This window comes from Novosphingobium sp. BL-52-GroH (assembly GCF_044813085.1).
Lineage (GTDB): Bacteria > Pseudomonadota > Alphaproteobacteria > Sphingomonadales > Sphingomonadaceae > Novosphingobium.
The window spans coordinates 1,501,185-1,521,612 of the sequence record NZ_CP171152.1; the positions used below are offsets into that span (position 1 = coordinate 1,501,185).

Annotated in this window: 19 protein-coding genes; 5 read left to right on the top strand and 14 right to left on the bottom strand. The window is 68.4% G+C overall.

The genetic code is table 11. From position 1 onward, the window contains the following. The first annotated feature begins 49 nt into the window (after positions 1-49). Positions 50-928 (top strand): NTP transferase domain-containing protein, encoded by an 879-nt coding sequence (locus ACFFDA_RS19760; protein WP_404482467.1) that lies wholly within the window; start codon positions 50-52, stop codon positions 926-928. Positions 929-1,030: 102 nt separating this feature from the next. On the opposite strand, the gene ACFFDA_RS19765 is transcribed toward ACFFDA_RS19760, so the two are convergent. From ACFFDA_RS19765 to ACFFDA_RS19805, 9 genes are all read right to left on the bottom strand, one after another. Further along, positions 1,031-3,565, bottom strand: a complete 2,535-nt coding sequence (locus ACFFDA_RS19765; protein ID WP_404482468.1) for a TonB-dependent receptor plug domain-containing protein — start codon at positions 3,563-3,565, stop codon at positions 1,031-1,033. A 185-nt stretch (positions 3,566-3,750) separates the two neighbouring features. Further along, the gene (locus ACFFDA_RS19770) at positions 3,751-4,686 is read right to left on the bottom strand and encodes an ABC transporter substrate-binding protein (RefSeq protein WP_404482469.1); all 936 of its coding nucleotides are present in this window, start codon (positions 4,684-4,686) and stop codon (positions 3,751-3,753) included. Between the two features lie 3 nt (positions 4,687-4,689). Beyond that, a complete protein-coding gene (locus tag ACFFDA_RS19775; RefSeq protein WP_404482470.1) occupies positions 4,690-5,550 on the bottom strand; it encodes a TauD/TfdA dioxygenase family protein in 861 nt (286 codons plus the stop codon). 25 nt (positions 5,551-5,575) lie between these two features. After that, a complete protein-coding gene (locus ACFFDA_RS19780) occupies positions 5,576-6,910 on the bottom strand; it encodes an LLM class flavin-dependent oxidoreductase (RefSeq protein ID WP_404482471.1) in 1,335 nt (444 codons plus the stop codon). 179 nt (positions 6,911-7,089) lie between these two features. Beyond that, positions 7,090-8,193, bottom strand: a complete 1,104-nt coding sequence (locus tag ACFFDA_RS19785; protein ID WP_404482472.1) for an LLM class flavin-dependent oxidoreductase — start codon at positions 8,191-8,193, stop codon at positions 7,090-7,092. Positions 8,194-8,218: 25 nt separating this feature from the next. Continuing rightward, complete coding sequence (locus tag ACFFDA_RS19790) at positions 8,219-9,442, bottom strand: rhodanese-like domain-containing protein (RefSeq protein ID WP_404482473.1); 1,224 nt, start codon at positions 9,440-9,442, stop codon at positions 8,219-8,221. Beyond that, positions 9,439-10,068: a cysteine dioxygenase gene (locus ACFFDA_RS19795; RefSeq protein ID WP_404482474.1), complete on the bottom strand. Its 630-nt coding sequence runs from the start codon at positions 10,066-10,068 to the stop codon at positions 9,439-9,441. Before ACFFDA_RS19795 ends, ACFFDA_RS19790 begins: the two co-directional genes overlap by 4 nt. Then, positions 10,065-10,868: an ABC transporter ATP-binding protein gene (locus ACFFDA_RS19800; RefSeq protein WP_404482475.1), complete on the bottom strand. Its 804-nt coding sequence runs from the start codon at positions 10,866-10,868 to the stop codon at positions 10,065-10,067. Before ACFFDA_RS19800 ends, ACFFDA_RS19795 begins: the two co-directional genes overlap by 4 nt. 39 nt (positions 10,869-10,907) lie before the next feature. Continuing rightward, positions 10,908-11,690 carry an ABC transporter permease gene (locus ACFFDA_RS19805; protein ID WP_404482476.1) on the bottom strand — a complete coding sequence of 261 codons (783 nt, stop codon included), beginning with the start codon at positions 11,688-11,690 and terminating at the stop codon, positions 10,908-10,910. Between the two features lie 278 nt (positions 11,691-11,968). Between ACFFDA_RS19805 and ACFFDA_RS19810 the strand changes: the two genes are divergently transcribed. Together ACFFDA_RS19810 and ACFFDA_RS19815 are read left to right on the top strand one after the other, a co-directional pair. Then, complete coding sequence (locus ACFFDA_RS19810; protein ID WP_404482477.1) at positions 11,969-12,808, top strand: LysR substrate-binding domain-containing protein; 840 nt, start codon at positions 11,969-11,971, stop codon at positions 12,806-12,808. Between the two features lie 185 nt (positions 12,809-12,993). Then, positions 12,994-13,656 carry a peroxiredoxin-like family protein gene (locus tag ACFFDA_RS19815; protein ID WP_404482478.1) on the top strand — a complete coding sequence of 221 codons (663 nt, stop codon included), beginning with the start codon at positions 12,994-12,996 and terminating at the stop codon, positions 13,654-13,656. Between the two features lie 80 nt (positions 13,657-13,736). Here the strand turns inward: ACFFDA_RS19815 and ACFFDA_RS19820 are convergent, their stop codons facing one another. Together ACFFDA_RS19820 and pdeM are read right to left on the bottom strand one after the other, a co-directional pair. Next, on the bottom strand, positions 13,737-15,101 hold the full coding sequence (locus ACFFDA_RS19820; RefSeq protein WP_404482479.1) for an FAD/NAD(P)-binding protein: 1,365 nt from the start codon (positions 15,099-15,101) through the stop codon (positions 13,737-13,739). A gap of 75 nt (positions 15,102-15,176) precedes the next feature. After that, positions 15,177-15,893 carry a ligase-associated DNA damage response endonuclease PdeM gene (gene pdeM, locus ACFFDA_RS19825; RefSeq protein WP_404482480.1) on the bottom strand — a complete coding sequence of 239 codons (717 nt, stop codon included), beginning with the start codon at positions 15,891-15,893 and terminating at the stop codon, positions 15,177-15,179. 79 nt (positions 15,894-15,972) lie between these two features. Between pdeM and hemF the strand changes: the two genes are divergently transcribed. Together hemF and ACFFDA_RS19835 are read left to right on the top strand one after the other, a co-directional pair. Next, a complete protein-coding gene (hemF, locus tag ACFFDA_RS19830; RefSeq protein ID WP_404482481.1) occupies positions 15,973-16,836 on the top strand; it encodes an oxygen-dependent coproporphyrinogen oxidase in 864 nt (287 codons plus the stop codon). A 90-nt stretch (positions 16,837-16,926) separates the two neighbouring features. Continuing rightward, on the top strand, positions 16,927-18,204 hold the full coding sequence (locus tag ACFFDA_RS19835; RefSeq protein ID WP_404482482.1) for an MFS transporter: 1,278 nt from the start codon (positions 16,927-16,929) through the stop codon (positions 18,202-18,204). Here ACFFDA_RS19835 and rutA read toward each other — a convergent pair. The 3 genes from rutA to rutC are packed head-to-tail and all read right to left on the bottom strand — an operon-like array spanning position 18,201 to position 20,427. Continuing rightward, positions 18,201-19,265: a pyrimidine utilization protein A gene (rutA, locus tag ACFFDA_RS19840; RefSeq protein ID WP_404482483.1), complete on the bottom strand. Its 1,065-nt coding sequence runs from the start codon at positions 19,263-19,265 to the stop codon at positions 18,201-18,203. The two genes, ACFFDA_RS19835 and rutA, sit on opposite strands and share 4 nt — an antisense overlap. A gap of 3 nt (positions 19,266-19,268) precedes the next feature. Continuing rightward, positions 19,269-20,051: a pyrimidine utilization protein D gene (gene rutD, locus ACFFDA_RS19845; protein WP_404482484.1), complete on the bottom strand. Its 783-nt coding sequence runs from the start codon at positions 20,049-20,051 to the stop codon at positions 19,269-19,271. Further along, entirely contained in the window at positions 20,044-20,427 is a 384-nt protein-coding gene (gene rutC, locus ACFFDA_RS19850) for a pyrimidine utilization protein C (protein WP_404482485.1), read from the bottom strand. The genes rutD and rutC overlap by 8 nt, the downstream gene beginning before the upstream one ends. Position 20,428: the final 1 nt, after the last annotated feature.

Consider the following 20,428-nt stretch of genomic DNA (forward strand, 5'->3'; position numbering starts at 1 on the left):
TCCCTGGGTTTCACGCCCCCGTCACATCCTGTCCCGATAAGGGCCGACCATGGACACATCGACGCGAAGCCGGGCCGGGCCGTTCCCGGTGGGAGACAGGCATTCCGGATCACCGCTGCGGGTGATCGTGCTCGCCGGCGGCAAGGCCGGGACCGACCCGCTCGCGCAGGCTTTCGGCATGTCGCACCGCTGCCTCGTGCCGCTTGGCGGACGCCCCCTGGTGGCCCACGTACTCCAGACCGCGGCGATCCATCCCGCCGTCGAGAGCCTGGCCGTGTCGGTCGAGCGCGAGGCCTTCGACGGACTCTTCGACGTGCTCTCGCAGCTCCCGGGACGCGGCATCGTCAAGCTGGTGGAAGCGCGCGAAAACCTGGTCGACAGCGTGCTCGCCGCCGCGCACGACTGGGACGGGCCGCTGCTCATCACCACCGCCGACCACGCCCTGCTTTCAGCCGCGTCGATCGACGCGATGATCGCGGCGCTGGAGAAGGCGCAAGTCGCCGTCGCCATGGCACCGCGAGAGGCCGTTCTCGCCACCAACCCGGGCGGCGCCCCGTCGTTCCACGAATTCGCCGAAGCAGCCTACGCGGCCTGCAACCTCTACGCCGTCACCGATCCGGAAGCCCTGCGCGCGGCCGAAGTGTTCCGCGGCGGCGGCCGGTTCGCCGGCAATGCCTGGCGCGTGCTGCGCGCGTTCGGGCTGGCCGACCTCATCCTGCTCCGGTTCAGGGCAATCACGCTGGCCGGTGCCATGCAGCGCGTGTCACGAAGGCTGGGGCTGCGCATCGTACCCGTCATCCTGGACGACGGCAGCCAGGCGATCGACGTCGACGACGCGCAGACGCATGCCGCGGCCGAAGGCCTGTTGCGCACGGCCGCCGCCGACATCGTCGTGCCGGCTCATGCGGGAGCAGCGAGCCGCCTTTAGGCTCGGATGCGTTGATTTGAATCGGCATTGCGCCCGCCCTTTGTCCGAGCCGAGACGAGGCAGCGCCGCGAGGCCCCGCTTTCACGGGGACCTCGCCCGCCATCAGAATTTCAGGCCGACGCGCGCGTAGTAGAACCCGCCGCTCAGGCCGAAAGGCGCGAAGCTGCCGTAGGCGCCCGAACCGTCGAAGGCGATCGCACCGTTCTTGTCGGGGTAGGTATCGAAGAGGTTGTTGGCCCCCACCGCGAGGTCCAGCGATTCGGTTAGCTGGTAGCCGATCTCCGCGTCGGCGATCCACTTCGCCCCATAAGTACGGTCGGACGCGGCGACATTGCTCGATTCGACGTACTTGCCGTAGCGCGTGGCGCGCACCAGCGCCTTGACCGGACCGGACGACCAGTTGCTGGTCAGCACCACCTTGGTCCGCGGCGTCGCGGCGACGAGGTCGCGCCGGGCCTGGCGGCCGAACAGGGTGACGTTGAGGCTGCTCAACTCGCTCGGATTGTCGATGACGCTCAGGATCTTGGTCTTGTTGTAGCTGTAGGCGGCGCTGAGGCGGAAGGTGCCCACGCTTGCGGTGTCGAGGGTGTATTCGGCCACCGCGTCGATGCCGCGGGTGCGGGTGTCGATGGCGTTGGTGAAGAATTGCGCGCTGTCGACGTCGTCGACCCCGTTGGCCTGGAGGATCGCCGCGATCGCCGAGCCACCGTTGGACGCGGTGCCGAGGAACTCGGTCTTGACGATGCGGTCGTCGATGCGGATCTGGTACGCGTCGACGGTCAGGCGCAGCGGCCCGCTTTCATACGTGATACCGCCCGTGAAGTTCAGCGACTTCTCCGGCTTGAGCGGCTTGGCACCCAGCGCCAGCGCGGCGGCGCTGTTCACCGGCAGGAACTTCGAGGTCGTCAGCACGCGCTCTTCGCCGATCACGGTGACGGTGTTCTGTGTGGTCGAGAAGCCGGTCTGTGCCAGCGACGGCGCGCGGAAGCCGGTGTTCACGCCACCGCGGATCGCCAGCCCCGGGGCCAGCTCGAGCCGGGTCGTGGCCTTTGCGCTGAACGTGTCCCCGGCGCTGTCGGAATAGTGCTCGTAGCGGCCTGCGACACCGACGAACCAGCCCGTCGTCACGTCGGTCGAAAGGTCGACGTAGGCGGCCAGGTTGTTGCGGCTCAGGCTCGTGGCGTCTGCCGGCGACGTGCCGGTGAACGAGACGAGGCCCGGCGAGGGCGAGCGGCCCGCGTAGAGGTCCCCGAACGGCGTGCCGTCGTCGGGGATCACGTAGCCGCCGTCGCGATAGCTGTCGGGCTCGCCGGCTTCGTTGCGGAAGCGCTCCCAGCGGTGCTCGACGCCGAAGGCCAGGTTGAGCGGCTTGGCAAGGCCCACTTCCACTTCACGGCTGACGTCGAGATTGTTGACCCACAGGTCCTGCTTCTGGCGGCCCATGAAGAAGCTGGTCGGACTGGTCGGCCCGAGCGAGGGATTGAGCGTGTTCTCCGCGCCGAGTTCCACGTTGTCCTTGCCGTAAGTGCTAGACAGGTCGAGGTCCCAACCGCCGAGCTGGGTGCGGATGCCGAGGGCGGCCTGGTAATCCCACTCCTTGATCCGGCGATAGGCCTGGAAGCCGCCCGGATAGATCTGCGGCAGCACCGAGGCGCCCTGCGTGTTGGCGAGCCCGCCGTAGCCGGTCGCGGCCGCGACGGAAGCCCCGCGCGCGTCCTTGATGTCACGATAGCTCAGCGTCGAGAACGAGTAGAGGGTGGTCTCGTCGCCGATGGGCAGTTCGGCATTGTAGCTGGTGTTGACGATCTTGTCGCGGTTGGAGCGGCCGTAGCCGCCGGCTATGACGTGGTTGGCGCCCGCCTCGCGCGGGTCGGGCTGGCCGTCCACCAGCGGATAGAGGTAGGGGATCGCTTCGCCCGACGACTTGGCGCGATCGTGGTACTTTGCCTCCACCGCGAAGCGCACGAAGCCGCCGTCGTCGCCCAGCCGGGTGCCGTAGGAGCCCGCGACTTGCGCCAGTTGGCCGCCCTTGGAGTAGAGCTGGCCACCGGTCAGCGACAAGTCACCGCCGGTCGCGGTGTCATCGAGGATGATGTTGATGACACCCGAGATCGCATCGGACCCGTATTGCGCCGCCGCGCCATCGCGGAGCACTTCGATGCGGCCGACCGCGCTGGTCGGGATCAGGTCGATGTCGACCGGGGTGGAACCGCCAGAGATGCGCGAGAGATTGTTTATGAGCGACGTCGTGTGCCGGCGCTTGCCGTTGACGAGGACGAGCACGTAGTCGCCCGAGAGGCCGCGGATCGAGATCGGCCGCACGCTTGCCGAAGTGCCGCCGCCGCCCAGCGCGGGCATGGTCAGCGAGGGGATGATGTTGCCCAGGATTTCCTTGAGGCCGGTACGGCCGGTCGACTTCAGCTCGGCCGGGCCGATGACGTCGACGGGGACCGGGCTGTCGGCCACCGAGCGCTGGGTCTGCCCGCGCGCGCCGGTGACGATGATGGCGCTGCCTTCCGCTTCGGCGGCAGCGGCGTCGTCGGCCGCTTCCTCGGCATGGGCCGCGGCGAAGGGAACCACGAAGAGAGGTATCAGGGAAACGCTTGCGCCGAACGCAAAAGACTTCAGGATTTTCACGGAATAAGGGCCCCTGGGGTTATGGTTTGTCCGGGCCCTCATGACATGTCTACCAATTTGGTAGAAATTGATATCCCTTAACCCCTCACAAGTTTTCCTTGATCCTCGTCCCGCCTGCGCAAGGGAAGGATGGGGCGGTCGATCCGCGCCCGGAGCCTCTGCCGTTCAAGCCGCCGGGACAGTCCCTAGCCCACCGCTGCGAAAGCATCGCGCAAGGGCCGATCCGCCTTGACCTCGCCAAATTGGCGGAAGGTATCGAGCACCACTTGCTGGCGGGCGATGAGATCCTGGTCGAGCGGCACCGGCAGGCGCGTGCCGAGTTCCGCGAACTGGCGGGCGATCGCCACCGGCAACCCGGTCTCCTGGGCCAGTACCTTTGCATAGGCGTCGAGGTTGGCTCTCACCCATTCGAGCCCCTTGGCCTCGCGCTTGAGGAAATCGGCGAGCAGCGCCTTCTTGTCGGCGATCGCGCTTTCGGGGGCGATGTCGAAGCTGTAGCCCTGCACCAGGCCACGTCCGTCCACGGCAATGCGGTCGCCTTCGGCCAGCGAGGTCGCGACGTAGGGCTGCCAGGTCGACCAGCCGTCGACCGCGCCGCTCTGCATCGCCGCACGGGCATCGCTGGGCGAGAGGAACACCGTCGTCACGTCCTTGGCGCCCAGTCCCGCGGAGGCCAGCGCGCGCAGCAGAAGATAATGGCCCACGCTGCCGCGCGTGGTGGCCAGGCGCTTGCCCTTGAGGTCCTTGGCATCGCGGATCGGCGAGGCGCCCGGGACGATCAGCGCCACCGACCCCGGCCGGACCTGCTGCGTAAGCTGCGCGCCGACCGCCTTGATCGGGCTGCCTGCCTGGTAGGCGAACTGGAACGGCGCATCGCCAACCAGCCCGAGATCGACTGCGCCGCTGCCGAGCGCCTCGAGCAGGTTCTGCGCGGCCGGGAACTCCGACCATTCGATCTTGTAGGACGCCCCGTCGAGCGCGCCGGAGGCCAGCATCAGCGCCTTGGTACTGCCTTTCTGGCTGCCCACGCGCAGCACCCCGGCACCGCCTTTGCCCTGGCCACATGCGGCCAGGGCAAAGGTCGTCGTCAATCCAGCAAGCAGGTTACGCCGATCGAGCATCAATTACAGGTCCGTCCACAAGGGTTCGTCGGAAATCAGGATACGGTGCAGTTCGCGCGGGAAATCGCCGTAGTTGCGCACAGCATAATGCACCGCCGCACGATTGTCCCAGAACGCGACCGTGCCCGGCCGCCACGAGAAGCGCGCCTGTACGTCGGGCCGCTTGTACTGGCGCAGCACCTCGTCGAGAAGTTCGGCGCTTTCCGCAAGTTCGATCCCCAGGATCTGCGGCTGCTGCTGGAAGTTGACCCACAGGATCTTCTGCCCCGTCTCGCGGTGGGTGCGCACGATCTTGTGCGAAACGATCGGGTATTCGTGGCCCGACAGTTCCAGCGAGTCGGTGAAGTTATGCGTGACGTACTTGCCTTCGAGCCGCTGCTTGATCTCCTCGGGCAGCGTCTCGTAGGCGAGGTTGCCGTCGACCCAGATGGTGTCCCCGCCGACTTCGGGCAGGTTCACGTCGCGCAGCACCGCGCCCCAGGTCGGCACCAGGCGCCAGCTGGTGTCGGTGTGGTAGGCATCGCCCGCCTTGAGCTTGCGGCCCAGCTTCTTCTCGTACTCGCGGTCGTACTTGGCGGCGATCGCGTGGACTTCCTTGTTCGCCGCGTCGTGCCGGGTGGTGGGATGGGTGTAGAGCGGGCCGAAGTTGGCGGCGAAGGCGGCCTGGCTGGCATCGTCGAGCGACTGGTCGCGGAAGAACACGACCTTGTACTTGAGCACGGCAGCACGGATCGCCGCCCGCAAGTCGTCGGTGAGCGGTTTCGACAGGTCGATACCTTCGATCTCGGCCCCGTGCGAGGGCTGGACCGGCCGGATCACGAGGCCGGTGGCAGCGAAGTCGAAGGTGGTAGCGGAAGTGGCCATTGTCATTCTCCTCTCGTTTCTCGTTTCAGGCGGCGACGCGCTGGGCACGCGCCGCGGTATTGCGGTTCACGGGTACGTCGAGGCCCAGGTTCTCCCGCAAGGTCGTGCCCGCGTAGTCACGCTTGTAGATTCCGCGCGCCTGCAGGATCGGCACCACCTCGTCGACGAAGACCTCGAGCTGGCCGGGGAGCGATTCGAACAAGTTGAACCCGTCGGAGCCGCGCTGTTCGAGCCAGAGCTGGAAGCGGTCGGCAAGCTGTTCGGGGGTGCCGACGAAACCGCCCTTGGGCGTCGCCACCCTGAGCGCGATCTCGCCCAGCGTCAGGCCTTGCGCGGCATATTGCAGGATGCGTTCGGACGCGCTCTGGTTGCTCTTGCGGCCTTCCTCGGCGACCTGCACCGGGAAGGCGCCCTCGGGATCGTAGATGCTGAAGTTGTGGTCGTTGAACGAACGACCCAGCGCACGCAGCGCATTCTCCAGGCTGACGAGGCCCGCCAGCTCCTCGTGGAGCCGCTCGGCCTCCGCCTCGGTCGAGCCGACCACCGGCCGGGCGCCGGGCAGGATCAGCAACTGCTCGGGATCGCGCCCGAAACCGCGGGCTCGCGCCTTGAGGTCGGCATAGAAGGCCTGGCCCTCGGCCAGACCGTCCTGGTGGGTGAAGATCGCCTCCGCATGGCGCGCGGCGAACGTGCGACCGTCCTCCGACGAGCCGGCCTGGAAGATCACCGGCTGGCCCTGCGGCGAACGGCTGATGTTGAGCGGGCCCTTGACCTGCAGGAACTCGCCCTTGTGGTTGAGTTCGTGCAGCTTGTCGGGATCGAGGAACTGGCCGGTCGCCTTGTCGCGCACCAGCGCGTCGTCTTCCCAGCTATCCCACAGCCCCCTGACGACATCGAGGTATTCGTCGGCGAGGCGATAGCGTTCGGCGTGGCCGAGGTGGTCGGACTTGCCGTAGTTGGCGGCGCTGCCGGCCAGCCACGACGTCACCACGTTCCAGCCGGCGCGACCGCCGCTCAGGTGGTCGAGCGAGGCGAACTGGCGCGCGAGGTTGAACGGCTCGTTGTAGCTGACCGTCGAGGTCCCGACGAGGCCGATGCGGCTCGTCACCGCCGCCACGGCCGAGAGGATCGTCAGCGGCTCGAAGCGGTTGAGGTAGTGCGGCGAGGAACGCGCGTTGATCGACACGCTGTCGGCCACGAACAGGTAATCGAACTTGCCACGCTCGGCGGCCTGCGCCTGGCGGGTGTAGAACGAGAGGCTGGTGCTGGCATCGACCTGGGCGTCCGGATGGCGCCAGTCGTCCCAGCCGGGACCGACCCCGTGCAGGATGAAACCGAGCTTGAGCCGTCTGTCTGACATGGCGTGTCCTCCTAGTCCGTGGGGCCAGTCTATGCCCGGGGGTGGGGGCGAACCAACGCGAAGGACTGATAGAAATGTGAGTTTTCGCAATGGTTTGAGCGCCCAACCCCCGCCCAATATACCTCGTCACCCTGAGCCAGGTTCAGGGTGACGGGTTTTGGTGGAAGTCAGCGCTACGATCAGCCCGCCAGCGCGACCTTGCGTTCATCGCGCTGCGCGACTTTCGCCCGCACCAGCGGGAGCAGTTCGCGGCCGTAGTCGATCGCGTCGGCCAGCGGTTCGAAGCCGCGGATCAGGAAGTGATCGATGCCCAGGTCGTAGTATTCGAGCATCGATTCGGCCACCTGCTCGGGCGTGCCGACGAGGCCGGTCGAGTTGCCCGCGGCCCCGGTGAGCGCGGCCACGCCGGTCCACAGGCGGCTGTCGCGACGACCGGCGCTGGCGGTTTCCAGCAGGCGCAGCGAGCCGGCGTTGGGCGGGCGGTGGCCGGTGAGGGGCAGTCCGGCAGCCTCGCGATTGGCGCGGACCTGTTCGACGATGGCGTCGGCCTTCTTCCAGGCTGCTTCCTCGGTATCGGCGATGACCGGGCGCAGCGAGAGCGAGAAGCCCAATTCCTTGTTCAAACGCTTGCGGCCATGCTGCGCGGCGGCGTGGCGCACGGTGCGGACCGCCTCGCCGACCTGCTCCAGCGTCTCGCCCCACAGGGCATAGACGTCGGCGTGACGGCCGGCGACCTCGATCGCCTCGGGCGAGGAGCCGCCGAAGAACACCGGCAGATTGTCGGGCTTGATCGCGCTGAAGGCGCCGCGCGCCTCGTAGAAGCGGCCGGAGTGGTCGAACGGCTGGGTCGCCGTCCATTCGCGGCGCAGGATCTCGATATACTCGTCGGAGCGCAGGTAGCGTTCGGACTTGAGCGTGTTCACGTCGCCGTCGCGGGCCATCTCCTCGTCGGCGCCGCCGGTGATGATGTGCACGGCCACGCGCCCGCCCGAAAGCTGGTCGAGCGTCGCCAACTGGCGCGCCGCGAGCGTGGGCTGGGTGAAGCCCGGCCGGTGCGCGACCAGGAAGCCGAGCTTCCTGGTGATCGCCGCCGCATGGGCTGCGACGATCTGGCTTTCGGGCGAGGCTGAACCGAACGGGATCAGCACGCGGTCGAAGCCGCCCCTCTCCTGCTCGATCGCGGCGGCGTCGACATATTCGCGGTCGAGCACGCGCGAGCGGGCGGCATTGTGGATTTCCGAGGTATCGTTGAAACCGATGTAGCCGATGAACTTGACGGTCATGTCGGGTGCTCCCTTGAGGGGTGGATCAGATGACGAAGAAGCCATGGGTGCCGTCGCGCGCGAGCTGGGCGACGAGACCGTATTCCCAGTCGAGATAGGCCTGCATCGCCGCGCGCGGATTGTCGGTGCCTTCGTAGGGCCGCTTGTAGCGTCCCTCGGGCCCGCGCGGCGGCGGGGCGCCGTCGGGGCCGGTCTCCAGCTCGCCGTCGAGGCCTTCGAGGACCAGCACTTCCCAGCCCAGTTGCGCGAGCCACGAGGCGGTCATGTCGGCACGCGGGCCGAGGTCGTCGGCCAGCACGATGCGGGCGCCGCGCACGGGCGCGAAGTGGTCGGTCTCCTGCACCAGCTGGCCGCCCGGCGCGTTGCGGAAGCCCGGCAGATGGCCGGCGGCATAGACGTCGGGCTGGCGCACGTCGAAGCGATAGAGAGTGCGGTCGGTCTCGGCCTCGATGTCGGCGAGCTGGGACGCGTCGATGCGGCGCACCCCGGCGCGGTAGGCGACTTCGCGGGCGCGGGCGCGCGCCTCGTCGATGTCGCCGCCGACTTCCACGCTCTCCTGCCGACCGTGCTCCAGTTCCTGGCCGGCGAGGGTCCAGCCGATGGTGCCGTTGCGCAGCGCGAAGATGCGGTTGGGCAACCCGGCGTTGATGAGCGACTGCGCGCCGATCAGGCTGCGGGTGCGGCCGGCGCAGTTGACGATGATCGTCGTGTCCGGATCGGGCGCTGCGACCGGCGCGCGCAGCACCAGCTCCGCGCCGGGCACGCTGCGGCCGCCGGGAATGCTCATCGTCGCGTATTCGTCGAAGCGGCGGGCATCGAGGATGGCGATGTCAGCCTTCTCGTCGATCAGCGCCTGGACGTCCTCGGCCGGGAGCGAGGGCGTGCCGCGCCGGTGCTCGACCAGTTCGCCGAACGCCTTGGAGTAGCTGTTGACGTCCTCGAACAGCTCGTAGCCGGCATCGCGCCAGCCCTGCAGGCCGCCTTCAAGCTCCTGGACCTGCGTGAAGCCGAGGCCACGCAGCTCCGCCACGGCGCGCGAGGCAAGCCCTTCGCCATCGTCGTAGACGACCACCGGCACGTCCTTGCGCGGGATGCGCCAGGCGGCCTCGAGCGCGATGCGCGCGTGCGGAAGTTGTGCGGCGAACAGCGGGTGACCGGCCGCGAACGGCGCCTCGTCGCGCACGTCGAGCAGGGCGATTTCACTGCGCGCGAGAAGGGCGCTGCGAACTTGGGCGGGGCTGATGGTCATGCTGTCCTCGAAAGGTCCCAGATGTTGGGAATGGTCGTGTTCGCGTAGCCCGAGACGAAAGGCCGTTCCTCGCCGTTGGGACGGAAGGTCGCCCGCTCGACCGCGCCGATGTTGGCTCCGTAGACGTGGATCGAGATCGAGGTCCGGTCGGCATGGGCGTTCTCGACGCGGTGGATGTCGCCTTCGCGCGGATCAATCGCCTCGACCTCGGTCTCGAGCAGGTCGCGCGTCGGCCCTTGCTGGACGAGGGCGCCGTCATGGTCGCGCGGCTGGAAACCCTGCACCTTCTCCGCCCCGCGCAGCACGCCCACCAGCCCCCAGACGCGGTGGTCGTGGATCGGCGTCGCCTGCCCCGGGCCCCAGACGAAGGAGACCACGCTGAAACGTTCGGCGCTGTCGCAGTGGAGGAGGTATTGCTGATAACGCTCCAGGCTGGGCTGGGCGAATTCGTCCGGAAGCCAGGTATCGCGTGCGACCAGCCGGGCCAGCAGCGCCCCGCCCCGGTCGAGAATGACGTCGAGGTCGTCGGTACTGTCGAGCAGGGCCGCGAAGTCGCTCACGAAGCGGCGCAGCGGAGCGGTGTCGACCGCTGGCACGGTATCGGGAAAGCTGGTCGGCGCGTTCACGGACGGGCCCCGGCATGCAGCGCGACGACGTCGCCCGGGCGCTCCTCGGCCAGCGTGCCGCCCAGCGCGTCGAGCAGGCGCTGGCGCAGCGGCACGGCGATGCCGGCACGTTCGGCCCCGCGGGCGGCGGTGATGCGCTCCTGGGCGACGATGCGGCCGCCGTCGAGCAGGATCACGCGGTCGGCGAGCGCGATCGCCTCGTCGACGTCGTGGGTCACCATCATCACGGCCGGGCGATGACGGCGCCACAGCGACAGGACCAACTCATGCATCCGCAGGCGGGTGAGCGCATCGAGCGCGGCGAAGGGTTCGTCCAGCAGCAGCAACTGCGGCTCGCGCACCAGCGCTCGGGCCAGCGCCACGCGCTGCGCCTCGCCGCCCGAAAGCGTCAGCGGCCAGGCCTCGAGGCGATGGCCGAGACCCACTTCCTGCAGCGCGTCTTCCGCCGCCTCGCGAGCCTTGCGGCCCTTGAGGCCCAGCGCGACGTTGCGCCATACTTTCTTCCACGGCAGGAGGCGCGCATCCTGGAACACCACGGCGCGGGTCTGCGGGACGGTGACATCCTGCCCCGACACCTCGTCGAGCCCCGCCAGCGTGCGCAGCAGCGTCGTCTTGCCCGAGCCCGACCGGCCCAGCAGGACCACGAATTCGTTCGCGGCGATCTCCAGGTTCAGGCCCGAGATGATGGTGTTCTCGCCGAAGCTGCGGGTAAAGTCGCGCAGCCGCACGACGGCCTCGGGTCTCGGCGCGGCGGCTTCGGTGGCGGGGATCGTTGCGAACTGGTTCAGTCGGGCGTCCATGGTCGCGTCCTTCCGTGGGGGTCTATGGGGAAGCGGCGCTCAGGCCGCGACGATTTCGGGGCGCCAGACGAGGGCGCGGCGTTCGATCGCACGCACCAGTCCGTCGGCGGCGAGGCCGAGACCGGCATAGATCATCAGGCACACCAGGATGATGTCGGTGCGCATGAAGTCGCGGGCGTTGTTGATGAGGTAGCCGAGGCCCGCCGAAGCGTTGATCTGCTCGGCCACGACCAGCACCAGCACCGAGACCGAGAGCGAATAGCGCAGTCCTACCAGCAGGGCGGGCAGCGCACCGGGCAGGATCACGTGCCAGACTTGCGCCGCGCGGCTGAGGCCCAGGCTGCGCGCCCCTTCGAGCAGTCGCAGGTCGGTGCCGCGGATGCCGCTGTAGAGGTTGAGGTAGACCGGGAAGATCGAGGCGAAGGCGATCAGCGCGATCTTCGGCGTCTCGCCGATGCCGAACCAGACGATGAACAATGGCGTCAGCGCCAGCGTCGGGATCGTGCGCTTGATCTGCATGATCGGGTCGACCACGACCTCGCCCTGCCGCGACAGCCCGGCGACGAGCGCCAGCACCACGCCGGTAGTCACGCCGATGGCGAGCCCTGCCAGGATGCGCAGGAACGAGACCCACAGGTTGTCCACCAACTCGCCCGAGACGATCATCCCGTAGAGCGTCGCCAGCACCGTGGAAGGCGCGGCGAGCGTGCGCTCGGGGATGACCCCGGTGCGCGAACCGATCTCCAGCACCGCCAATAGGAGCAGCGGAGAGAGCCAGCGGGCTCCGCCCAGGGTTTTCGTCAATCGCTTCAGTCCAGACATGCTCACGCCTCGTATTCCGACGGACAGAAGCTGGCACCTGAATCTCTACTAATTCAATTGAGAAGGTCTGGACGGTCTATTTGCGATGCTCATACTAAGCCACCGAAACGCTCATGCGACGACCGGACGTGCGGAAAATGGGGCGAGTCCGCCATTCTCGCCCCCGCCTCGCCGGGAGGACAGAATTGCTTCTTGCATCAAAATCTCTACTATTTTGATTGAGAATAACTCATCGTTCATGGCAGGCTACAGTCGTACCCTCTCGCGAAAGTCCGCCGATGCCCGTCAATCTCCCGACAAACCTCCTGCGCAGCTTCGTGGCGATCGTCGATACCGGCTCGATGCTTCACGCCTCGGAGCGAGTCTTCGTGAGCCAGTCGGCACTCAGCCTGCAGATCAAGCGACTCGAGGAACTGCTCCAGCAATCGCTGTTCCACCGCGAGGGACGACGGCTGGCACTGACCGCGCACGGCGATCTCATGCTCGACTATGCCCGCAAGGTCCTGGCGCTGCACGACGAGGCGGTGGCGGCAGTGACCGCGGGCCACTTCGCGGGGCCCGCGCGCATCGGCATGGTCCAGGATTTCGCCGAAGTCCTGCTGACCGGCCTGCTCGCGCAGTTCGTGGACCTGCACCCCGACGCCGAGCTGTATTCGCGGATCGCCGGCACCGCCGAACTGCTCGACCTGCTGGAGCGGCGCCAGCTCGACATCGTCCTGGGCTTCGCTGCGCCCAGCGATAGCCATGCGGTGACGACCGCACCGATGGCCTGGTTCGGCAAGGAGGAACTGGCTCTGCTCGACACCGTGCCGCTGGCCGTGCTCGAGACCCCCTGCCGCTTCCGCGAGGCCGCCATCCGCGCGCTGGAGGACAGCGGACGGCAGTACCGCATCACGGTCGAGACCCCCAACCTGACGACCCTGCGCGCCGCCGTCGACGCGGGCCTAGGCATCACCTGCCGCACCGGCCTGTTCCTGCGCGACACGCCGATCGATCCGAGCCTGCTGCCGCCCCTGCCGCAAGTCTCGTGCATCCTGCATACCGCGCCCGGCCTCGACGGCCCGACCAGCCAGCTCGCCGCCCTCGCCCGCGACGTGGTTGCGGGACTTTCGGGGTAGGACGTTACGTCGTTGGATTGAATCGCTCCTGGAGTGGGATGACGTCACCTCGACCCGTTTCCAGACGGTCACGATCCGCGCGCCCTTATTCGATAATCTCAAGCTGGCGAAAGGGCTTCTCGTTGGTCGCGCCCCGAGCCTTCCCATAGCGTCGCGCGTCATAGCCATGGACGAGAGGCCACGAGATGACTGCAAGCCTGAACGACCGTTTCGCCCAGCTCCAGGCGGAGCGGGAACGCACCTGGAGCGCCGAGCAGCTCGAGCGCAACGCTGCGCAGCGCCGCCTCCTCGTCGAGCGGCACGACACCGCAGCGCTGCCCGGCGTGGGCGACGAGGTCGCGCCTTTTACGCTGATCGACCAGGACGGCCGCGACCTCACCCGCGACGAGATTCTCGCCGAGGGCCCGGCGGTGCTGGTGTTCTTCCGCTTCGGCGGCTGTCCCGCCTGCAACATCGCGCTGCCCTACTACAACGAGACGCTGCTGCCGCACTTGCGCGAACGGGGCGTGCGGCTGGTGGCGGTCAGCGCCCAGTTGCCGGTCGATCGCGAAGTCATCGCGCGCCACGGCCTCGGCTTTACGGTCGCGGGCGATCCCGGCTACGCCCTCGCCCGGGCACTCGGCATCACGTTCCTGCCCGAGGACCGGCCCGCGGTCGCCCCGGGCGATACGTGGATCGGCGCGACGCTGGGCACCGACAGCTACGAGATCGACAAGCCGGCCGTGCTCGTGCTCGACCAGGACGCCCGCATCACGTTCCTCGACGCCAGCCCGGACTGGCTGCAGCGCACCGAAAGCGCCGCGATCCTCGCCGCCCTGCCGACCGAGAAGGCGCGCGTCGGCGCCTAGAGCGATTTCCAGTCAGACGGAATCATCCGGTCACCCGGAAATCGCGTCAAACCGTGCATCCGCAAGGCTGACGCCGCACGTCACAGCCCCTCGCCGCCGACCCAGTGCTCGTCGGCGAGGAAGCGGGCCAGGCCCCAGACCTGCCGGCGAATGTCGGGCACCGCGACGATCTCCCAAGCCTCGCCCTTGGTGATCGGGCCCACCGCCAGCAGGCGGTCCTGCACCGCGCCGTCCCGGTCGCGCACGCGGCCGAGATGGTCGATGTCGACGCCCAGGGCATGGACGTCGCTGCGAATCCGGCCCTGGTCGAGGAGATCGCGCACCAGCGGCAGGTCGACCCGGCCGAGGTCACAGTCCGGCCCGGCGCAATTGTAGACGCGATCGACTTCCAGCAGTTCGATCCCCTCCTCCCCACGCGGGCGATAGGAAACCAGCGCCCGCCCGCCGAGCGCCTCCGCCCGTCCCAGCTTGCCGGCCACGTAGCGCAGCCGCCCGCTGGCCTCGAGGTCCTCCAGTCGCTGCGCCACGGACGGCGCGAGGCGGTGGCGATGGATATCCCAGTAGGGTCGCAGGTGGCGCAGGAAACTGGCTTGCGCTGAGACCGAGTGCCGCCGCCAGATGTTCTGCGTATGTGGCCGCATCGCATCGACCGCCGCGCGCCAGCCCACTTCGCCTGCCCGTCGGCGCACTTCGCGCACGAGTTGCGAGCCGCGCTTGTCGGGATCGGGCACCGGAGTGACCGCCGGCCCGCTCTCGGCATGGCTGAGCGGCTTGAGTCCGCGCCGCGACAGCACCGTCAGCTTGCCCGTGAAGCCGGAGCTTTCGAGCGAGAGCACGACGTCCGCCGCCGTCAGTCCGCTGCCCACGACCAGCACATGGTCGAGCCCCGCCAGCCCCTCGACCGCCGCCGCTTCCCACGGATCGGGGCGATAGAGCGCGGTCGGCAGCGACTGCAGCACCGGATGCGGCACCGGCGGGAAGTTGCCGAGCGCGAGGACGACCGAGCGGCATTCCAGCACGTCGCCGTCGGCAAGGTGCACACGTGCGGCATCGTCCGCGAAATCCACCGACAGTGCCTCGCCGTTGACGATCTGCGCATTGGTCCCCGCCTTGGCCAGCGCTTCCACCAACGCGTCGCGCAAGTAGACGCCGTAGGTCAGGCGCGGCACGAAGCGATTGGCCTCGTCGTGGTCCGAAAAGTCCATCCAGCGCAGGAAATGGCCGGCATCGTCGGGAAACGCGCTCATGTTCGAGGCGCGCACGTTCAGCAGGTGCTCGGGCCGCCGGGTGCCGAAAGCGACGCCCTTGGCAAGCTGCGCCGAACTGCGCTCGATCAGCATGACCTTCTCGCCGTAGCGAAGGAGGTTGATGGCCAGGAGCGTCCCGCTGAACCCCCCGCCGACGATCGCGATCGGCAGGTCCGTTGCGGTATTGCGTCTGGTCATGAATGAGGGATTCCCGTGAGCCTGGCCTCGTGGCTACCAGCAAACGCGTTGCCGAAGCTATTGGTTATGCTCAAGTCACGCCGCTTTTCGCCACAGCGGATAGCGCACCAGCCGCCCCTGCGCAGGCAGCAGGGCCTCGATCGCCTCGGCCGGCTGGAGCGCGGAGAGGATCGCCGGATCGGCCGCGTCCATGCCCCCGGTCAGCGCCCCGAACGCGGGCAGGATCAGGCGGTTGCCGCTGTTGACCGCGCAAGGCCGGGCGATCCGCCGCCCCCGCGCGTTGACGACGAGCCGGGGGTGGAAATGGCCCGAGACTTCGGCCTCGCTGGTGCCCGGCAGTGCCTGGTGGCGCAGCGCAAGGCCGCCCACCGCCAGCTCCTCCAGCCGCGTGCCGCCCGCTTCGGCGCCGAGGTGCGGGTCATGGTTGCCGGTGATCCACACCCAGTCGAGCGCCCGGGTGAGCGCGGCGAGCATGCCGCCTGCGTGCGGTTCGAGCCGACCGGGGCCCTGGCTGTCGTGGAAGTTGTCGCCCAACGCGAAGACCCGCCTTGCGCCGGTCACGCGCACGGCCTGCGCCAGCCGCTCCAGCGTCTCGCGGCTGTCGTAGGGGGGGAGCATCTGCCCGGTACGGGCGAAGAAGCTGGCTTTCTCCAGATGCAGGTCGGCGACCAGCAGCGCCTGCTCGCGCGGCCAGTAGAGCGCGCTCGCACGCCCGGCACCGGGTGACGGGCCGCCGTCGACGGTGCCATTGACGAGGAGCATTTCCTCGTCCCGGAACGAAAAGGGAACCATGGCTTTCCCTTGCCGCAGCCGCCGCGATTTGGCAAGCGCCCCCGGCGAAGCCGTGCCAAGCGAGCCCCGAGGATAACGCATGACTGACTGGACCCCCTTCACCGCGCGCGCCAGCGACTGGTTCCGCTCCCTGCGCGATGCGATCTGCACCGAATTCGAGGCGATCGAGCGCGAGGCGGGCTCCGATGCGGGCTTCGACTACACCCCATGGCAGCGTGCCGCGCTCGACGGCGAGGACGCGGAAACCGGCGGCGGCACGCGCGGGCTGATGAAGGGCCGGGTGTTCGAGAAGGTGGGCGTCAACATCTCCACCGTCTCGGGCGGGCTGGCCAAGGACTTCGCCGCCACCATCAATGGCGCTTCGGCCGAGCAGAACGCCTTTTCGGCGACCGGCATCAGCCTGGTCGCGCACATGGCCAACCCGCATGTCCCGGCTGTGCACATGAACACGCGGTTCCTGACCACCACCAAGGCATGGTTCGGCGGCGGCGCCGACCTCAACCCGCCGATCCCCTACGATGAGGACACGGCGGAGTTCCACGCCGCATTCAAGGCCGCCTGCGATGCCCATGGCGAGGGCTACTACGACCGCTACAAGGCCTGGGCGGACGAGTATTTCTACATCCCCCACCGCAAGGTCCATCGCGGCGTCGGCGGCATCTTCTACGACCACCTCGAATGCCCCGACGAGGCTGCCTGGGAAGCCAACTTCGGCTTCACCCGCGCAGTGGGCGAAGCGTTCCTGGCAGTGTTCCCGCGCCTCGTGCGCAGGCGACTGGGCATGGCCTTCACCCCCGCCGACAAGGCGACCCAACTGGAATGGCGCGGCCGCTATGCCGAGTTCAACCTCGTCTACGACCGGGGCACGCTATTCGGCCTCAAGACCGGCGGCAACATCGATGCCATCCTTATGAGCCTGCCGCCCGAAGCTACCTGGAGCTGAGCATCGCCTCAAGAGTACGCCGCGCTCCCGGATCAAGTCCGGGGCGACGATGTGTTGCTCCTGCCTCGGCCCCCGGTTACGCTCCCCGGCATGACAGCTCCCCGCCAGCTCGACCGCCGCTCGCTGACCCTCGCGGCGCTGTCGACCGTGGTGGAATGGTACGACTTCACTCTCTACCTCTACCTCGCCACCGTCCTGTCGCGCGTGTTCTATCAGGGCGAGGCCGCCGTGCTGACCACGCTGGCGGGCTTCGCGGTCGCCTACCTGATGCGGCCCGTGGGCGCGATGGTGTTCGGCCACTTCGGTGACCGGCACGGACGGCGCGCGACGCTGCTCGCCTCGATGGGGCTGATGACGGCGGCGATGCTCGTGACCGCGCTGCTGCCGACCGCCGCGCAGATCGGTCCCGCCGCCGGGGTGCTGCTGCTGGTCCTGCGCTGCGTGATGGGCTTTGCGGTGGGCGGCGAATATACCGGCGTGGTCGCCTACCTGCTCGAGGGCGCGCCGCCGCATCGCCGGGGCTTCGTCACGTCTCTGGCGGCGGCGACCAGCGAGATCGGCGGGCTGCTCGCCGCCGGAGTCTCGGCGCTGACGGTCAGCCTGCTGCCAGCCCCCGCGCTCGACGACTGGGGCTGGCGTCTGCCCTTCCTGTTCGGCGCGGCGCTTGCCGGCTCGATCCTGTTCGCGCGCGCCGGCATGAAGGAATCGCCCGAGTTCGAGAGCCATCGCGACGCCGGCACGCTCGCCAGCCGGCCGCTGCTCCATGCCCTCTCCCGCCACCGCGCCGGCATCCTGCGCGGCTTCGCCATCTCGGCGCTGGGTTCGATCACGTATTATGTCGGCATCACGTACGTGCCGGTCTACCTGACCTCGGCCGGTAGCCTGGGCGAGGCGCAGGCCCTGCAACTGGCGACCATCGCGGCCTTGGCGGTCATCGTGGTGACCCCGTTCGTCGGGCTGCTGTCGGACCGCGTGGGTCGGCGGCCGGTGCTGGTCGGGCTCGCGGTCCTGTGCGCTGCGATGCCCTATGTGCTGTTCCGCTTGCTGGCCGGAGCCTCTAGCGGCGCGGCACTGCTGGGTGCGGTGGTGCTGGCGATGCTGGCGGGCGGCGTCAGTGCCGTGGGCGCGGTCGCCACCGCCGAACAGGTTCCCGCTCAGGGGCGCCTGAGCGGTCTGGCGCTGGGCGCCACCACTGCCACGGCGCTGTTCGGCGGGCTGACGCCGTGGCTCGCGCAAATGCTGATGGAGCGCACCGGCGCCCCCACCGCGCCGGGCGTGATGATCGCGGCAGTGGCGCTCTGCGTGCTGCCGGTGCTCTGGATGTTGCCGGAAACGGTGCCCGCTCGCTTCCGGGACAGCAAACGCTAGATCCCCGCGCGGCTTTTCATCAGCGGCTGGATGCGGGTGCCGAAGTTTTCCACGCCTTCCACGAAATCGTCGAAGGTCAGCAGCACCCCGCCGGTGCCGGGAACCTCGGCCATCTCGTCGAGCATCCGCGCCACCGTCTCGTAGCTGCCCACGAGCGTGCCCATGTTGATGTTCACCGCGCCTTCGGGAGCGGCGAGCTGGCGCACGTTGGTGTCCGTGTTGACGGTGTCCTTCGCGCCCTGGTCCGCCAGCCAGGCGATGGCATCGAGGTCCACCCCGTCGTTGTAGAGCTGCCACTTCGCCTGCGCGGCCTCGTCGGTTTCGTCGGCGATGATCATGACGAGGACGAAGACCTTCACGTCGCGCCCGGTCTCGGCGGTGAACTTCGCCAGCCGCGCGTTGTTCGAGGCGAAGGCAGTCGGCGTGTTCACGCCTACGCCGAGGCAGAAGGCATAGTCCGCCCACTTCGCCGAGAACGCCAGCCCGGCGTCGGAAGACCCCGCGCAGATGATCTTCATGTCGCCTTGCGGCACCGGCCGCACCAGGCAGTCGTCCATGGTATAGTGCTCGCCCTTGAAGTCGGAGCGGCCTGTCTCCCACAGTTCGCGCAGGATACGGGCATATTCGTCGAGCACCTGGTAGCGGTTGCGGAAATGCTCCTCGCCCGGCCACAGGCCCATCTGGGTATATTCGGGCGGCTGCCAGCCGGTGATGAGGTTGAGCCCGAAGCGGCCGTGGCTGATCGAATCGATGGTGTTGCACATGCGCGCGGCGAAGGCGGGCGGGATGATGAGCGTGGGGCAGGTGGCGTAGATCTTGATCTTCTCGGTCACGGCCGCGAGGCCGGACATCAGCGTGAAGCTTTCGAGCCCGTACTCCCAGAACTCGCTTTTCCCGCCGAAGCCACGCAGCTTTATCATCGAGAGCAGGAAGTCGAGGCCATGCTTCTCGGCCCTCAGCGCGATCTCCTTGTTGAGATCGAAGCTGGGCATGTACTGCGGCGAGGTCGTGCTGATGAGCCAGCCGTTGTTGTTGATGGGCACGAAGACGCCGACTTGCATGGACTAGCTCTCCAGGAATTTCAGCACGAGGCGGTGGAAGCCCTTGGGATCGGTGACGTTGCAGGCGTGGCCGCCCCAGCCGAAAGTGGCGACGTCGGCGCCGGGAATCGGCTCGGCCAGGTCGAGCGCGGCGGCGTGCGGCACCAGGAAATCGTCGCGCGTGGCGATGACGAGGACGTCGCGCAGTTTCGCCAGCCGTTCCGCCGCTGGCGCATAGGCGCGCACGGCGGCGATGCGCTTTTCCATCGTCTCCGCGCCCGGGAAAGCGGCGAGATGGTGGGCCAGGTCGGCTTCCAGCTCGGCGTCGTGGGCGGCGATCCAGTCGGGCGGGAATAGGAACAGCGGCTGGGCGCGCAGGAAGGCCTCGGTGCCGGCCCCGCGCAGGATCGCCAGCCGCGCCTCGAAGCAGCGTCGGGTGTGGGGGCTCAGGCTGCGCCATCCGTTGACCACCACCAGCCGGTCGATCCGGCCGGACGCCAGAGCAGCCTCGATGCCGATCATGCCGCCGAGCGCATGGCCGACGAAGTGGGCGGTCTCGATCTCGAGCGCATCCATCAGTGCGACGACGTCCTGCGCCATGGCCTCGATCGAGGTCGTCTCCGGCAACCCGCGGTCGCTGCGCCCGGTGCCGCGCTGGTCGTAAGTGAGGACCCGGTAGTGCTCGGACAGCGCGGCGAGGTTGGGCGCCCAGTAGCCGCCCGACCCGCCAAGGCCGCTCGACAGGATCAGCGTGGGCGCGTCTTCTGCGCCGTGGAACTGGTAGTGGAGGCCGCCTGCCTCAACCAAGGTGGGCGACCGAGGCGATCTCGACCAGGCAGTCGGGCTTCACGAGGTCGCACTTGATGCAGTAGCGCGCGGGCTTGGCGCCGGGGAAATACTCCGCATAGACCTGGTTGAACGCGGCGTAGTCGGCCATGTCCTTGAGGAAGATGTGGTTCATGGCGACGTCCGCCATGGTGCCGCCGGCGGCCTCCACGGTGGTCTTGATCGCTTCGAGGACGTGGCGCGTCTGCCCGGCAGCATCGCCGACGTGCAGCACCGTCCCGCCCTCGCCCAGAGCGAGCATGCCTGACACGTAGAGCGTGTCGCCCGCCCTTGCGCCGGCAGAGTAAGGCGCGATCGGCGTCGGAAACTGCGGCGGGTTGATGGCGTCGAACGGCAAT

Bases quoted from the DNA above. Each gene is read 5' to 3' on its own strand.
- ACFFDA_RS19805 (WP_404482476.1), bottom strand. From the start codon at position 11,690: ATGTCTGGACTGAAGCGATTGACGAAAACCCTGGGCGGAGCCCGCTGG.
- ACFFDA_RS19760 (WP_404482467.1), top strand. From the start codon at position 50: ATGGACACATCGACGCGAAGCCGGGCCGGGCCGTTCCCGGTGGGAGAC.
- ACFFDA_RS19810 (WP_404482477.1), top strand. From the start codon at position 11,969: ATGCCCGTCAATCTCCCGACAAACCTCCTGCGCAGCTTCGTGGCGATC.
- rutA (WP_404482483.1), bottom strand. From the start codon at position 19,265: ATGCAAGTCGGCGTCTTCGTGCCCATCAACAACAACGGCTGGCTCATC.
- ACFFDA_RS19800 (WP_404482475.1), bottom strand. From the start codon at position 10,868: ATGGACGCCCGACTGAACCAGTTCGCAACGATCCCCGCCACCGAAGCC.
- ACFFDA_RS19785 (WP_404482472.1), bottom strand. From the start codon at position 8,193: ATGACCGTCAAGTTCATCGGCTACATCGGTTTCAACGATACCTCGGAA.
- pdeM (WP_404482480.1), bottom strand. From the start codon at position 15,893: ATGGTTCCCTTTTCGTTCCGGGACGAGGAAATGCTCCTCGTCAATGGC.
- ACFFDA_RS19780 (WP_404482471.1), bottom strand. From the start codon at position 6,910: ATGTCAGACAGACGGCTCAAGCTCGGTTTCATCCTGCACGGGGTCGGT.
- hemF (WP_404482481.1), top strand. From the start codon at position 15,973: ATGACTGACTGGACCCCCTTCACCGCGCGCGCCAGCGACTGGTTCCGC.
- ACFFDA_RS19820 (WP_404482479.1), bottom strand. From the start codon at position 15,101: ATGACCAGACGCAATACCGCAACGGACCTGCCGATCGCGATCGTCGGC.
- ACFFDA_RS19835 (WP_404482482.1), top strand. From the start codon at position 16,927: ATGACAGCTCCCCGCCAGCTCGACCGCCGCTCGCTGACCCTCGCGGCG.
- ACFFDA_RS19815 (WP_404482478.1), top strand. From the start codon at position 12,994: ATGACTGCAAGCCTGAACGACCGTTTCGCCCAGCTCCAGGCGGAGCGG.
- ACFFDA_RS19790 (WP_404482473.1), bottom strand. From the start codon at position 9,442: ATGACCATCAGCCCCGCCCAAGTTCGCAGCGCCCTTCTCGCGCGCAGT.
- ACFFDA_RS19775 (WP_404482470.1), bottom strand. From the start codon at position 5,550: ATGGCCACTTCCGCTACCACCTTCGACTTCGCTGCCACCGGCCTCGTG.
- ACFFDA_RS19770 (WP_404482469.1), bottom strand. From the start codon at position 4,686: ATGCTCGATCGGCGTAACCTGCTTGCTGGATTGACGACGACCTTTGCC.